Source organism: Glycomyces sp. NPDC021274, assembly GCF_040641195.1.
Classification (GTDB): Bacteria; Actinomycetota; Actinomycetes; order Mycobacteriales; family Micromonosporaceae; genus Glycomyces.
The window spans coordinates 88,451-101,857 of record NZ_JBFADC010000010.1; the positions used below are offsets into that span (position 1 = coordinate 88,451).

The 13,407-nt window shown below is 66.9% G+C and carries 17 protein-coding genes; 5 read left to right on the top strand and 12 right to left on the bottom strand.

Annotated features, from left to right (window positions below):
- Positions 1–9 precede the first annotated feature (9 nt).
- From AB0I03_RS20340 to AB0I03_RS20355, 4 genes are all read right to left on the bottom strand, one after another.
- The gene (locus AB0I03_RS20340; RefSeq protein ID WP_360415078.1) at positions 10–1,200 is read right to left on the bottom strand and encodes a hypothetical protein; all 1,191 of its coding nucleotides are present in this window, start codon (positions 1,198–1,200) and stop codon (positions 10–12) included.
- A gap of 243 nt (positions 1,201–1,443) precedes the next feature.
- The gene (locus AB0I03_RS20345; protein ID WP_360415080.1) at positions 1,444–1,902 is read right to left on the bottom strand and encodes a hypothetical protein; all 459 of its coding nucleotides are present in this window, start codon (positions 1,900–1,902) and stop codon (positions 1,444–1,446) included.
- A complete protein-coding gene (locus AB0I03_RS20350) occupies positions 1,902–2,681 on the bottom strand; it encodes a hypothetical protein (RefSeq protein WP_360415082.1) in 780 nt (259 codons plus the stop codon). Before AB0I03_RS20350 ends, AB0I03_RS20345 begins: the two co-directional genes overlap by 1 nt.
- Before the next feature lie 187 nt (positions 2,682–2,868).
- The gene (locus tag AB0I03_RS20355; protein WP_360415084.1) at positions 2,869–3,171 is read right to left on the bottom strand and encodes a hypothetical protein; all 303 of its coding nucleotides are present in this window, start codon (positions 3,169–3,171) and stop codon (positions 2,869–2,871) included.
- 288 nt (positions 3,172–3,459) lie between these two features.
- On the opposite strand from AB0I03_RS20355, the gene AB0I03_RS20360 reads away from it, so the two are divergent.
- Together AB0I03_RS20360 and AB0I03_RS20365 are read left to right on the top strand one after the other, a co-directional pair.
- Positions 3,460–4,269 (top strand): Scr1 family TA system antitoxin-like transcriptional regulator, encoded by an 810-nt coding sequence (locus AB0I03_RS20360; RefSeq protein ID WP_360415086.1) that lies wholly within the window; start codon positions 3,460–3,462, stop codon positions 4,267–4,269.
- Positions 4,262–4,513: a DUF397 domain-containing protein gene (locus AB0I03_RS20365; protein WP_360415088.1), complete on the top strand. Its 252-nt coding sequence runs from the start codon at positions 4,262–4,264 to the stop codon at positions 4,511–4,513. The genes AB0I03_RS20360 and AB0I03_RS20365 overlap by 8 nt, the downstream gene beginning before the upstream one ends.
- Before the next feature lie 145 nt (positions 4,514–4,658).
- Here the strand turns inward: AB0I03_RS20365 and AB0I03_RS20370 are convergent, their stop codons facing one another.
- Positions 4,659–5,123: an HIT family protein gene (locus AB0I03_RS20370; RefSeq protein ID WP_360415090.1), complete on the bottom strand. Its 465-nt coding sequence runs from the start codon at positions 5,121–5,123 to the stop codon at positions 4,659–4,661.
- 115 nt (positions 5,124–5,238) lie between these two features.
- A complete protein-coding gene (locus AB0I03_RS20375) occupies positions 5,239–6,159 on the bottom strand; it encodes an alpha/beta hydrolase (RefSeq protein WP_360415092.1) in 921 nt (306 codons plus the stop codon).
- 89 nt (positions 6,160–6,248) lie between these two features.
- Between AB0I03_RS20375 and AB0I03_RS20380 the strand changes: the two genes are divergently transcribed.
- A complete protein-coding gene (locus tag AB0I03_RS20380; RefSeq protein WP_360415094.1) occupies positions 6,249–6,722 on the top strand; it encodes an ATP-binding protein in 474 nt (157 codons plus the stop codon).
- 16 nt (positions 6,723–6,738) lie between these two features.
- Here AB0I03_RS20380 and AB0I03_RS20385 read toward each other — a convergent pair whose 3' ends face one another.
- The 6 genes from AB0I03_RS20385 to AB0I03_RS20410 all read right to left on the bottom strand — a co-directional run bounded on the left by AB0I03_RS20385 (position 6,739) and on the right by AB0I03_RS20410 (position 12,369).
- The gene (locus tag AB0I03_RS20385; RefSeq protein ID WP_360415096.1) at positions 6,739–7,212 is read right to left on the bottom strand and encodes a diadenosine tetraphosphate hydrolase; all 474 of its coding nucleotides are present in this window, start codon (positions 7,210–7,212) and stop codon (positions 6,739–6,741) included.
- A gap of 112 nt (positions 7,213–7,324) precedes the next feature.
- Entirely contained in the window at positions 7,325–8,110 is a 786-nt protein-coding gene (locus AB0I03_RS20390) for an ABC transporter permease (protein WP_360415098.1), read from the bottom strand.
- 46 nt (positions 8,111–8,156) lie between these two features.
- Entirely contained in the window at positions 8,157–9,113 is a 957-nt protein-coding gene (locus tag AB0I03_RS20395; RefSeq protein WP_360415100.1) for an ATP-binding cassette domain-containing protein, read from the bottom strand.
- A 401-nt stretch (positions 9,114–9,514) separates the two neighbouring features.
- Positions 9,515–10,033: an EXLDI protein gene (locus AB0I03_RS20400; RefSeq protein WP_360415102.1), complete on the bottom strand. Its 519-nt coding sequence runs from the start codon at positions 10,031–10,033 to the stop codon at positions 9,515–9,517.
- Between the two features lie 164 nt (positions 10,034–10,197).
- On the bottom strand, positions 10,198–10,974 hold the full coding sequence (locus tag AB0I03_RS20405; RefSeq protein ID WP_270115172.1) for a sporulation protein: 777 nt from the start codon (positions 10,972–10,974) through the stop codon (positions 10,198–10,200).
- A gap of 99 nt (positions 10,975–11,073) precedes the next feature.
- The gene (locus AB0I03_RS20410; RefSeq protein ID WP_360415104.1) at positions 11,074–12,369 is read right to left on the bottom strand and encodes a nicotinate phosphoribosyltransferase; all 1,296 of its coding nucleotides are present in this window, start codon (positions 12,367–12,369) and stop codon (positions 11,074–11,076) included.
- 157 nt (positions 12,370–12,526) lie between these two features.
- On the opposite strand from AB0I03_RS20410, the gene AB0I03_RS20415 reads away from it, so the two are divergent.
- Complete coding sequence (locus AB0I03_RS20415; protein ID WP_360415106.1) at positions 12,527–13,009, top strand: M67 family metallopeptidase; 483 nt, start codon at positions 12,527–12,529, stop codon at positions 13,007–13,009.
- Between the two features lie 106 nt (positions 13,010–13,115).
- Entirely contained in the window at positions 13,116–13,394 is a 279-nt protein-coding gene (locus AB0I03_RS20420) for a MoaD/ThiS family protein (protein WP_360415108.1), read from the top strand.
- Positions 13,395–13,407 lie beyond the last annotated feature (13 nt).

Sequence of the window (13,407 nt, forward strand, 5' to 3'; positions counted from 1 at the left end):
CAGTCCGAGTCAGGCGGTCCTGACCGAGACGCCGAGTGCGTTGGGGAAGTACGCGACCGGCGTGAAGACGCTGTCTCCGGAGCAGCGGCCCACATGGCTTCCGTACGCCCGGTTGCCGTGGGACCAGCCGCCACCGGAGTCGCCGCCGGTGGTGACGTGCTTGTTCATCTGGACCAGGCGGTCGGTGCTGACGCCGTTGATCGTGCAGGTGAGGCTGGGCCGCAACACCAGAGCCGAGCAGTCGCGCTCATTGGTGCTCCGGCCGTAGACGCAGATCGATTCGCCGGTGGTGAGTCCGGCCGCCGGTTCGATGGAGGTCGTGGTGCGACGCGTGTTCGCATTGGCGTAGAACCGGGCAGGAGTGGCATTGCCGGGCACGCTGTGCCATTCGACGTCGCCCCACCGGCCGCGATGCTGCGCCCTGTAGTCCATGTCGTGCCAGCCGGTGCCCTCTTCGCGGATCTGGGTCATGCCGTCGCAGTGGCCGGCGGTGGTCACGCCTTGGGCGCCCCTGGGGGTGATGACGGTCCAACCGCTGGTGCACAACGATCCGCCGCCTCGGACCCTGGCGCCTCCGAAGGCGTATTCGAGCCCGGCTTCCAGTGAGTCGGTGAAGTTCAGTTCGACGCCCTCGTCGAACTCCTCGGACAGGGCGGCTCGAACGGTCGTCCTGCTGGTCGAGAACTCCTTGGTGGTCTCGATGTGGGCTTCGACGGTGCCGCTGGTGATGTCGACGGCCGTCATGAGGGTGTCGTATCCCATGCCGATGAGCTCGGCGTGCAGCTTGTCGTTGCGCTCTTGCAGTTCGACGAACGAATAGGGCTGGTCGTCGGCGATGTCGACGGCGACCTCGGCGGAGGCGGCGAGTGCGTTGATCGCCGGGTCGGCGGTGCCTTTGATGTAGAGCGTGGGGGCGCCGCCGGGCTCTGTGGACAGTGCGGACCCGACGAAGGCGTCAGGGTACGCCTTCGCGACCTGGGTTGCCAGGTCCCCGATCGCTTCGGTCGCCTTGTGCTGGGCGAGCGCCTCGGCGAAGGTCCAGCCTTGGGCCGCGGCGATGAGGGTGAGGTCTTGGGTGAGGGCTTCGTCGGCGGTCTGCAGGTAGGGATCTGCTTCGGGCGCTTCGGCATTCGCGGCTGCTGCGGGTAGGAGCAGGAGTGCGGATGAGGCGAGCGCGAAGAGCGCGCGTGTCTTGATCATGTTCCGTCCAGTCTCTCGGAGGGGAGTCGTCTCGGCGGCGACCTGTCCGATGGACAAAGGCCGGAAGCCGTGACTGGACCGTGGCGGCCGAGTCGGGAACCCGAGCGCGATCAGGTCTTGACGCCATTCTTTCGGTGGAGGGAGGGTAAATCGAGGCGGAATACCGGCGGGTGACCGGCAGCTGTCGGTGGCACCACGGCGGGCCGGGCATCCGCGGTCGATGGAATCAGTACCCGGAAGTGCTCAGTGCGTCTCCGGGAGCTGCGGGAGTTCCGGTGCGCCGCTTATGGGTTCGACGCTGCCGAGGACCTTGATCGCGCCGTCGTCGAGCTGGTCGTCGTCGAGTACGACCTTGCCGTGGCTGCCGTCGGCGGCGACCAGGGTCCAGCGGTAGTCCTCCGCCGTCTCCGGTCCGAAGACCGCCCGGTGCTTGAGCCTCGTGGCGAGCTCGACGGCCACATCGAGGAGTTCGGGGTCGCCCGTGTGGGAGGCGAACGCGTCGAAGCCGACGAACTCCGCATACGCGCCCGGCCCCGAACCGGCGGCGACCTGGGCGATGACCGGCTCGACCACGGGAGCGGCGAAGGTGCGGCCGTCCCACACCTCGATCTGCTCGCGGGGAATCGCGAAGGCGTCGGCGGCTTCGGCTGCAAGGACCCCGAGGTCCACCGGCTCTATGAACACGATCGTGTAGTCACGCATCAGGCCCGCTCCTGTCCCTGATTGAACACGTTTCGCGCAGTTTCCCACGTTTTATCCGTCATGTGGCGACTGAATCGGGCGATTTTCGGATCGCGTTCGGCCGCCGCCCGATCGCCGTTGTAGACCTTCAGGCCCTTGAGCGCGGTGTACTCGAGTTTGTCGAGCTCCACGAATCCCTTGCCGCGCACGGGATAGACGGTCCCCGTGGGCTTGACACCGTAAGTCCGGTCGTTGACCTTGTAAAGGTTGTCATGCAGGTAGGCGGCCCGACCGCTCCAGATCGCCGCAATGTCTGCATCGGTATCGACGCCGTGTAGCACGACCGTGTTCCGCTTTTTCGCCTCGCTCTTCATCTGGAGCTTCCCGAGGAAGTGCCGCTTGCTGATCCCCCTAGGCGAGACCGAAGCGGCCGGACCTTTGAGCGGCAGCGGCTCTTGCCCGGCGGCGCTTCCCGCCGCTGAAGCGGAACGCGATGCGCGGCCCCGAATCGAATTCCCGGCGCCGCTTCTGATGGCGCTTGCGAGTAAACCCTTGAGCGCATCGACTTGCTGCCGAAGGGAATCGAGGGCATCGGCCAAGGCATTGGCATGGCCCGCGAGTTCTTCGGCCCGGTCGCCTGCGACCTGCGTTTGTCTCGCCGTGGTCTCCACGCCGATGGCATCGAGTCGCGCCGCCAATGAATCCAGCAGGTCCTTCGAGGACGTGATGCTTCCGGCGAGTTCGCGCGCGCTCTCGGCATTCGTGGCGACTGACCCTGAAGCTTCTTCGATACTCGACACCGGAGCTCCTTCCGGGAGGGGGGTTTCATCAGTATGAATGCGCGACGGTGTGATCACAACCATGTGTGTCGTTGCGGCATGCCAACTTTCGGAAATGGGGCCGGCCGACCCCCACCAGGTCGACCGGCCCCCGCCGGGAGAGTTGAGTCTCTAAAATGCTCGCCGCTCGCATGCGCGGTTACTGCGCTCACCCATCGCAGTACCGGCTGTCCCACGGGCGCGTGGTGACCCTGTAGAAGACCTTGAACGCCGTGTCCTCCAGCCAGACCTTCCACTCGGGGGAGTAGGCGCGCCAGACTTCTCCCCAGGTCGCGTGCAGGTACCCGGAGTTGATCCCGGAGACGATCATGACGATGTCCGCCCGTTCGCCGGGTACATAGACCTGGAACGAGTCGGGCGCGTCGACGCTTGAGGCGCGGACGCAGAACTCATTGCGGCCATCGGTGAATCGCCCGCGCAGCAGCGGATCGGAAGGTTCAGCGGTCTTCATTGCACTCACTCCACTTCGGATGTTGTCGGATATCCGACAGTTCACAGGCTTACTGCCGAGCCGGGATGCCTTCAACCTACGAAGCGAGCGAGCCGCTGAACAGGAGGTTCCGATCGTGAGTCGGGAGGGCGTTGCTTTGGACCCCTAGTAATTAGGGCCTGTTTTGTAGGGATGAATTTGTATGGCGTGCTTTTGAAGTGCCGGCTGTGACAGGTGTCCACCTTGTCGCCACGCAATGTCATCATTGGAGGCCAGCATGAATTCCGCTGAGGCAGGAGGCAACCCACCGTGCCGTCATCGAAGCTCGCAAAGTGGCTCCCGGGCAGGGAAATCCGAATCCGCCGACTCGAAAGGAAACTCAGTCAGTCAGCCGTCGGAAGGTTCGTCAAGCGAAGCGACCAGACCGTCTCCAAGTGGGAGCACGGCGAGAAGTGCCCCGATGTCGGCCAGATGTGGCCACTCGCGGAATACCTCGGCATGGACGATGAGCTGCGCGCGTACATGATCCAGATCGCCCGGAACGAGCACGAGCAGAACTTCCAGGCCGATCGCAGGTTCAACGCCCTATGTCTCAGCATGGCTGAGCGATCGAACGGCCTCATTCTGAAGTGGGAGACCTATTTCATCCCGGGCATCGCCCAAACCCGCGCCTACCACTTCGATTTCGTGAAGGTCGGCTCCAACGGCACGGATGAGCAGGCCAACCGAGGTTGGGCCTTTAAGAAGGAGCGGCAGAAGGCGCTCTTGGAGCGCACCGACAACCCGCAGGTCAAACTGCTCATCTCCGTGACCGCGATCGAAAGCTTGCGGCACATCAGCGAAGAGGCCCGTCAAGAGCAGATCGACAGGCTGTCGGAGCTCGACGCGCTCCGGAACTGGGAGATCCGCATCCTCGACACCATGTACCCGGAGGGTGCGCACGCCTTTTCGGTTTACAAGCCGGAGGGAGCCGAGTTCGGGAGCCCGCCCTTCGTCTACGCAGAGGTGTGGGATGCCAGTTGGTGCATCGAGGAGAGGGACAGGATCGCGCGTTACGATGAACTCTGGCAGCTTCTGTGGGGCAAATCGATACCGTTGAGGGAGTTCCTGAATGAATGACGTGACCGCCTGGCGCAAGAGCAGCCGAAGCGGGCCGGGCAACGACTCGAACTGCGTGGAACTTCGGCGAACCTGGCGCAAGAGCACTCGCAGTGGCGTTGACAACAACTCTGATTGCGTTGAGTTGGCCGCCTGCCCTGAGGGCGACGGCTTCCACGTCCGTGACTCCAAGCTTGGCGACGCCTCCCCGGTCTTCGACCTCACTCCCGCAGACCTGACGAGCCTCCTGGGCCACACCCGCTAATACGGCGGCGGGAATTCGAGATCCCATCACCGTTGGTGGCCACCGCGTCTCTGGTAGCGGGTGCGGCGTGCGGCGCAGCCGTCCTCAAGCTCGCGGCTGCGTTCTCAGGTCCGCGGCGGCTCGCGGCACCGCCTGGATCCTTGACCTACTGGGCGAAGTGCGTCCGCAGTCGATCGGCATAGATTTGGCGCTCTGCGGACGTGGCCCACCCGGGCCGGGGTTGCGACCGGTAGAGGTCGTCGCCCTCGTAGCGGGGGAACACGTGGATGTGCAGGTGCCAGACATCCTGGTTGCCAGCTGGCTCATTGTGTTGGCGGGTGGAGACGCCGTCGCATCCGTAGGTCTCGCGGATCGCGATGGCGACCTCGCGTACCAGGTCTCCCACCGCTCGATACGCCTCAGGGGGTATGGAGTACAGGTTCTCGTGATGTGCGGTCGGGACGACGAGTACATGTCCGAGGTTGTTCGGCCACCACCGCGGCGAGATGAAGGCCGCCGCGTCTTCGGTGCGTCGAACGATGTCCTCTGGACCGGAGACCTCGTCTGCCTTGCCTGCCAGGCGTTCGCAGAACGGGCACCGGTAGCCGGCCGGCTCGTGGGCGATTCCCATGGGGGTGACGATAGCTGAACGACACTGCGGCAGGATGCTGGTCCGACCCCTGGTTGGGACGGCCGGGCTCAGTTGTCAGAACCCGTAGTTCGGGGTGCAGTGCCCGGGTGCCGTCTCAGGCGGCCAGGAGGTCGCCGCAGAACGAAGCGATGGCGCGGTTGACGATTTGGGGCCGTTCCCAGGGCATGAAGTGCCCGGCGCCCTTGACCCAGAATGGCCCGACCGCGTCGGGGAAGGCGATGGCGCACTTCTCCTCGATATGGTCGCCGAGGGTCACCTGGTCGGTGCCGACGAGGACCAGGGTGCGTTGCGGGACAGGGCGGTCGGTCATCTCCGGAGCGGAGAGCTTCCTGGTGCCCATGACGACCTCGTAGTCGGCGAAGGAGGCGCGCAGCCGGGCGGCGTCCCCATAGGACTCGGTCAGGAAGGCCAGGTCGTCTTCGCCGAATGCGTCGGGCGGGCACCACATCCGGTGGCCGAAGAACTCGCCGATGTACCGGCGGCGCCGCTCGGGCGTGTCCAGTTCGGCGACCAGTTCCTCGGCGTGGAGTCCTTGGCGGCGTTGGTAGTCGTACACGGCGGGCTTGGGGCGTCCGGCGGGGATGCCGGCGGCGGTGAACGCGTCGTCGAGTTCGGGCATGGAGTCGTCGAGGATGACCAGGCGTTCGACCCGGTCGGGGTGGCGGGTCGCCATGTCGATGGCGACCATAGCGCCGAGGTCGTGCCCGGCCACGACGACCTTGTCCCACCCGAGGGCGTCGAACAGGCCGGTCAGGTCGGTGTTGAACGCGTTGAAGTCGTAGAACCCGTCGGGCGCGAAATCGGAGTCGCCGTAGCCGCGCAGGTCCGCTGCGACCACGTCGAATCCCACTTCCGCCAAGGGAATGATGTTGTGCGACCAGATCCGGCTGGTGCACGGGAACCCGTGGACGAGCAGTAGCGGCACCCCGCCGTGTCCGCGGCGGCGCACCGCCAGACGATGCCCCGGGCCGACTTCGACCACCTCGGGCGCGACCACTTCAGCAGGAAGAACCATGCCCCATGGTTACACCACACCAGCACCAGGCGACACCACCGCCCCGAAACCTGCGATGATCGCCGGAGGATTCGAGGGGGGCGGTGACCGTGAGCGACGGACGGCCGATCCTGGTGCTCATGTGCGGCCTGCCCGGGGCCGGGAAGACCACGTTGGCCAGGCGTTTGGAACGCGAGCTCCCCGCCGTGCGCCTGTGTCCCGATGAGCAGCTGGCGGCGGAGGGCGCCGACCTCTTCGACGAGGAGGCGCGGGCGGATGTCGAAGGGCGCCAATGGGACCGGGCCCAGGAACTGCTCGCCGCCGGGACCGGCGTGATCCTGGAGAACGGCTTCTGGGGGCGTTCGGAGCGGGACGAGAAGCGGCTCCGGGCGCGTGAGCTCGGCGCGCGGGTCGAGTTGCGTTACCTGGCGGTGCCGCTGGCCGAACTGGAGCGGCGCATCGCCGCCCGGAACCGTGAACCGGGTGCGCCGGTGCTGACCACCGCGATGCTCGGCGAGTGGCAGCGCCTGTTCGAGGCCCCGACACGGGCCGAGCTCGACCTGTACGACGAGCCGACACCGTAGTCCGGGCTCCGGCGCGTCAGGACGTGAGTCGCCCCAGTTCCTCGCTGATCGCCGCGCGCAGTTCACTGTGCTGCGGGCCGAGCGCGTACCGCTCGTCGCCCCAGCGCTCCTTCGGGTACAGCCACACCGGCCTGCCCACGATTTCGGCCGGCTCCCAGTCGTACCGGGGCCACACGTGCGCGTGGAGATAGGGATCGGTGTTCCCCAGGATCTCCAGGTTGACCCGGCGGAAGGCCGGATCGAGCCGCTTGCAGGCGCGCTCGACCGCCTCACCCAGTTTGTCCATACCGGACAGAAACGCCATGCGCCTTGCTGCGGAGAGATCCGAAAGCCGTTGCACCGCAGGATCATCAACGAGCAGCACCGAGTATCCCGGCAGGAACTGGACGTCCCCGATCACCGCGATCCCCGCTTCGAGTCTCCGGAGCGTCATTGGGTTTTCGCCGCGCAATGCGCTGCCGATCCGGTCCTGCTTCCAGTCGTCGCTCATATCGGCGATTCTAGGCAGCGGTGCTCGGCCGTGCCCAGTCGCGCGAACCCCGAAGGGCGGGCCGCGATCGCGGCCCGCCCTTCAGGGTGTTTCCAGTGGTGTCTCGATGCGCTTAGCGCTTGTTGAACTTCTTCTTCGCGACCACGTAACCCAGCAGGGCGAAGGCCAGCGACCAGGCGATGGTCAGGATCAGGTCCGTGCCGTCCACCGGGTTGGCGAACAGGAGACTGCGGACGACCTCGATGAACGGGGTGAAGGGCTGGTACTCGGCGAAGTACTGGACCACCTGGGGCATCGAGTCGGTGGGGACGAAGGCCGAACCGAGGAAGGGCAGGAGCATCAGCGGCATCGGCGAGTTGGAGGCTTCCTCGACGGTCTTGGCGGCCATGCCCAGGCCCACGGTGAGCCAGATGAGGCCGAAGGAGATCAGGGCGAGGACCCCGACGAGGCCGAGGTAGCCGAGCGGGCCCGCCTCGGGGCGGAAGCCGATCGCGACGGCGACGCCGAACGTGACGGCCATGCTCAGGAAGGCCTGGATCATCGAGCCGATCACGTGTCCGGTGAGGACGGAGACCCGGGCGATCGACATGGTGCGGAAGCGGTCGATGATGCCTTCGGTCATGTCCATCGCGACGCTGATCGCGGTGCCCTGCACGGCGGCGACGATCGCCATGAGCAGCATGCCCGGCGTCAGGTAGGTCAGGTAGGCCTCGCGTCCGCCGGTCGGGCCGCCGAGGCCGTCGCCGATCGTCCCGCCGAAGACGAAGACGAACAGGAGCAGGAAGACCACCGGCATGCCGACGAGCATGGCCGTGAGGGACGGGTAGCGGAGCATGTGCTTGAGCTGGCGGCGCAGCATCGTGGAAGTGTCGGAAACGGTGTAGGCGAGGGTGCTCATCGGAGTTCTCCTTGTGGGCGTTGCGAAAAGGTTCAGGGGGGGCGGGTTACGCGGAGGCCGCGGCTTCGATGTTCGTGGTGTGGCCGGTGAGGGTCAGGAAGACGTCGTCGAGGTCCGGCGTGTGGACGGTGAGCTCGTCGACCTCGATGCCCTCGCGGTCGATGGTGTCGAGGATCTTGCGCAGCGAGTCGACCGAGCCGTCCGAGGCGACCTGGACGCCGAGCGCGTCGGTGTCGGAGACCGTGGCGGCGAGGACCTGCACGGCCTTCGCGACCTGGTCGCCGCGGTGGAGGCGGAGCTTGACGTGGCCGCCGGGGACGAGCCGCTTGAGCTCTTCCGGCGTGCCCTCGGCGACGAGCTTCCCGCCGTCGAGGACCGCGATCCTGTCGGCCAGCTCGTCGGCCTCCTCGAGGTACTGCGTGGTCAGGAAGATCGTGGTGCCGCCCTTGACGAGTTCGCGGATGATCGACCAGACGACGCGCCGCCCGGCCGGGTCGAGGCCGGTGGTCGGCTCGTCCAGGAAGATCACCTTCGGGTCGCCCATGAGGCACATCGCGATGTCGAGGCGGCGCTTCATGCCGCCGGAGTAGGTGGCCGGGGCGCGCTTCGCGGCTTCGAGGAGGTCGAACCGTTCCAGCAGGTCCTCGGTGCGGCGCTTGGTCTCCGCCTTGCCCAGGTGGTGCAGGCGTCCCATGAGGTGCAGGTTCTCGCGGCCGGTGAGCAGGCTGTCGACGGCCGCGAACTGGCCGGTGACGCCGATGGTCCGGCGCACCGCGTCGGCGTCGCCCACGACGTGGTTGCCGTGGATGAACGCGTCGCCGCCGCTGGCGGGGATCAAGGTGGTGAGGATGTTGACCGTGGTGGTCTTGCCGGCGCCGTTGGGGCCGAGCAGGGAGAAGATGGTGCCTTCGGGGACGGAGATGTCGATGCCGCCGAGGACGGACTTCTCGCCGTAGGACTTGGTGAGGTTGCGGGCTTCGATGGCGATCGGCTTGGTGGTCATGATTCCTGCTTTCGGGGGTCTTCGTGGTCTGGTTCTGCGTCGTTGAGAGGATCGGCCGGTTCGGTTTCCCTCGCCGGGCATGTGAGTACTTTGGCCGGGGCCGCTGACACCGCGCTGACATCGACCTGACACGGCGTCAGGTCCGGTGACAGCCGGCGCGGCGGCGGATAGAGCGTGAGCACCATTCCAAGGTCGAACACGGTTTCACCTCGATGTTCAGGCACGATGACAGTGCAATGTGGACTGTCAATGGGCAGGGCTCCGCCTCGGGTCGGTCACAGGTCTGCGGGTGCGATCGTCCACCGGGACGTGCCCGGGACCGCGGATGTCAGTGCGCCGACTCAGTGCGCCGGGCGCGTTCGGCCGCCTCCTAGTGGTTGCGGCTCAGGTGTTGCGGCGGTTCAGATGTCGAGGTCCTGCACCGGCGGCGCCTCCGCCGTCGCGGCGACCATCTGGTACAGCTCGGCCGGGATCTTCGCCTTGAGCTCATCGAGGGTCTCGACCACTTCGAGGGCGGCGTCCCCGTAGTTCATGGCGTAGCTCTGCTCGCCGAAGCCGAGGAGCTTGCGCCAGCCCGTCTCATTCGTTTCGTGCACGAAGTCGGGCGTCTTCTCGGTGTGGATCACGAACTTGCCCGAGCGCGACCGGTAGACCCGGTAGATCTCGGCCTTGTTGTTGTCCGAGCGGACCCATTCGCCGAGCTTGACGCCGGTGAACCGCTGGCGCTGGCGCTTGCGGCCGGAGCCCGGGCCGACGGGGACCGTGATCTCCTCGTAGCCCTCGAGACGGCCCTCTTCGGCGTCGACGTAGCGCTTGAGCGCCGTCGAGATGGCCTTGGAGAGGTTGCCTCCCGCGAGTTCCTGCGCTCGGGTGTAGAGCGGCAGGTCCTTGTCGGCGACGTAGATCGTCTTGTTGGGCATGACGGCATCTTAACCTCCTTCCAGGGGCTGTCCTTCGTATACGTAGAGACTATACGTATACGTAGAACATACGCAAGCCCGGTCCCGGGTTTTTTCCGGCGGGCACGCGAAAGGGCGGCCCCGCGATCGCTCGCGGGGCCGCCCTCAGGCTCGTCTAGCTGGGCTTATGCGCCCTTCTGGGCCAGCAGCTGCGTCAGCTGCGCCTTCACGGTCTCCGTCACATCGCCCGGCTCGGCCGTCGGCAGCGAGAACCGGATCGTCGAGTTCAGGTCCGGAGCCAGCAGCTCCGCCGAGTTGTCCGCAGCGAACACCACATCCGTGCTCGCCTCACCGGACACGAACACGACCTCCAGCTCGCGCACCCGGCCGTGGAACTCGCCCTCGGTCGCCCAGAACTCGACCTCCTGGTAGAACGGCACCGTCGAACCCTGGATCGTGCCCAGCTCCAAGTCGGTCTCCTGGAACGCGAAGCCCAAGGCCTCCAGCGCCTCCCAGACCGCCCGGTGCACCGGCAGCGCCTCCACCGTCAGCCAGTCCAGGTCGCCCTTGTCCAGGGCCTGGTCCAGCGACAGGTGCGTCGAGACGCCCAGCTTCATGCCGCCCACGAGCGGGCGCTCCGCGACATTGTTGAACGGCGTCTCCCAAGGCACCTGCACCTCGAACGCGATCGGGTGGGCAGTGCCCTTCGCGAGGTCGAACTTGCCCGAGATCTCGGCCCGGAAGTAGTCGTGCACGACGCCGGCCGCGTCCTCGCCCTTGCTGTCGTCCTCGACCAGAGCGGTGAACTCGATCTCGACGCTCTCCACCGCGGCGTCCACCTCGGCACCGGAGATCCGCACTTCGCCCTTGAGGACACCGCCGGGGACGACGTGCTTCTCGTGCAGGAGCGTGTCGACTTGGATGCCACTACCGAGAATGGCCTTGAGCTTGCTGAACACCATTGGGGCGGTTCCTTTCGGGGAGGATCGCAGGTACTACGAAGGCACGGGGGGTGGGAACGCGGACAGGGGCCCCCGCATCGTATCCCGAAAGCGCCGCCGCTATTCGCCCCCGTGCAGCTGGACCACCGGAATCGCCGGATCGCCCGGGGAGAGTTTCAGCCCCTCCCAAGGGATCGAGATGAGCCGCTGGCGAAGCAGTTCACGCGACTCCTCAAGCGACGGCTGCCGCACGAGCTCGCCGCGGCGGAACAGCGGCGTCTGCAGCAGCTTGTCGCCCGGCATCGCCTCCGGCACGCCCTGGGAGACGATCACTTCCTCCGTCGCCGTGCCCGTCGGCTTGTGGCGGCGCACCGCCACCTTGCGACCCCCGTTGGTGCCCTTGTGCTCCGAGCGCTTCGCGACCGGCCGACCCTCCACTTCGACCAGTTTGTAGACCAGCTGCGCCGTGGGCGCGCCCGAGCCGACCACGACCGCGGTCCCCGCCCCGTAGATGTCCACAGGGGCTGCCGCCAGCGCCGCGATCGAGAACTCGTCCAGGTCACCGGAGACGACGATCTTCGTGTCGTGCGCGCCCAGCTCGTCGAGCAGCTCCCTGGCGCCGGTGGCCATCACATCGAGATCGCCCGAGTCGATGCGGATCGCGCGCAGGCGCGGCCCGGCCACCTCGATCGCGTTCCGGATGCCCTGCGTGATGTCGTACGTGTCCACCAGCAGCGTCGTGTCGGTGCCGAACGCGTCGATCTGCGCCTGGAACGCCTCGACCTCGGACTTGTGGAGCAGCGTGAACGCGTGCGCGCTCGTGCCCGAGGTCGGCACGTTGTACCGCCGCCCCGCCTCCAGGTTCGACGTCGCGACGAACCCGGCCAGGTACGCCGCCCGCGAAGCCGCGATCGCCGCGGCCTCATGCGTGCGGCGCGAACCCATCTCCAGGATCGGCCGGCCGCGGGCGGCCGTCACCATGCGGGCCGCGGCGCTGGCGATCGCGCTGTCGTGGTTGAGGATCGAGAGGGTGAGGGTCTCCAGGAGCACGCATTCGGCGAACGTCCCGGTGAGCGTGACGATGGGGGAGCCGGGGAAGTACAGCTCGCCCTCGGCGTAGATGTCGATGTCGCCCTTGAAGCGGTAGTCGGCGAGCCATTCGGCCGTCGACTGCTTGACGACCCCGCGGGAGGTGAGGTCCTCGAGGTCGCTGTCCTCGAAGCGGAATCGCGCGATGGCCTCGGAGAGGCGGCCGATGCCGGCGACCACGCCGTAGCGGCGGCCGGTGGGCAGGCGGCGGCCGAAGACCTCGAAGACGCACGGCGTCTCCGCGGTCCCGTCGCGGAGGGCCGCTTCGAGCATCGTGTACTCGTAGTGGTCGGTGTACAGGGGCGTGCGCGGCAGCGTGACGGACATAGTGGTGAGCGTAATGCACCTGCGGAAGACCGGGGCCCCGTGAGCGAGCGGTGTTCACACGCGTCCGTTTATTCCCTCCCCTCGCAGGTGGAGGGCCTTGTCTCACGCTCTGAGCGAGGGCTTCTGGCCCCGTCGCGCCGCGTGTACGCTTGCTTGCGTGTTGCGGATCGCGCATGAACTGGTCGAGGCGATGGTCGCGCACGCCCGGGCTGACCACCCCGACGAGGCGTGCGGCCTCATCGCGGGCCCCGAGGGCACGGGAGAGCCGAAGAGGCACATCCCGATGATCAACGCTGCCCGCTCCACCACCTTCTACGAGTTCGACTCGGAGGAGTGGAAGCAGGTCTACGACCAGATGTGGGACAACGACGAGGAAGTCGTCGTGGCCTACCACTCGCACACCCACACCGAGGCCTACCCTTCGCGCTCCGACGCGGGGATCGCCTCGCAGCTGGGGCTGCCGGGCGCGCACTACGTGCTGGTGACGACGAAGGACCCCGACATCGCGGAGGTCCGGTCGTTCCGCATCGCCGACGAGGTGATCACCGAGGAGCCCATCGAGGTCACCGGTGCACCGGAGGCGGTGCAGAGCTACAAGTTCGCGCACACCCCCGACTCGACGGTCTACGACTGTTCCTGAGTTCACGCCGGGTTCGCCCCCGGCGTTCGTCATGCAGTACCCGCTGCGCGTCAGACACATCAGACGGCCCCTGCCGGGCTGTTCCGAGAATCGAAGGAAATCCATCATGTCCGTAGAAGTCCGCGTCCCCACCATCCTCCGCACCCACACCGGCGGCCAGAAGCTCGTCTCCGGCGAGGGCGACACCCTGGCGAAGCTCTTCGACAGCCTCGACGCCCAGCACGCCGGCCTCAAGGGCCGCATCGTGACCGACGAGGGCACCCTGCACCGCTTCGTGAACGTCTACATCAACGACGAGGACGTGCGGTTCATCGGCGGCCTCGACGCGGCGCTCGCCGACGGCGACCAGGTCACCATCCTCCCCGCCGTCGCGGGCGGCATGTAGTTCGGAGAAGGGA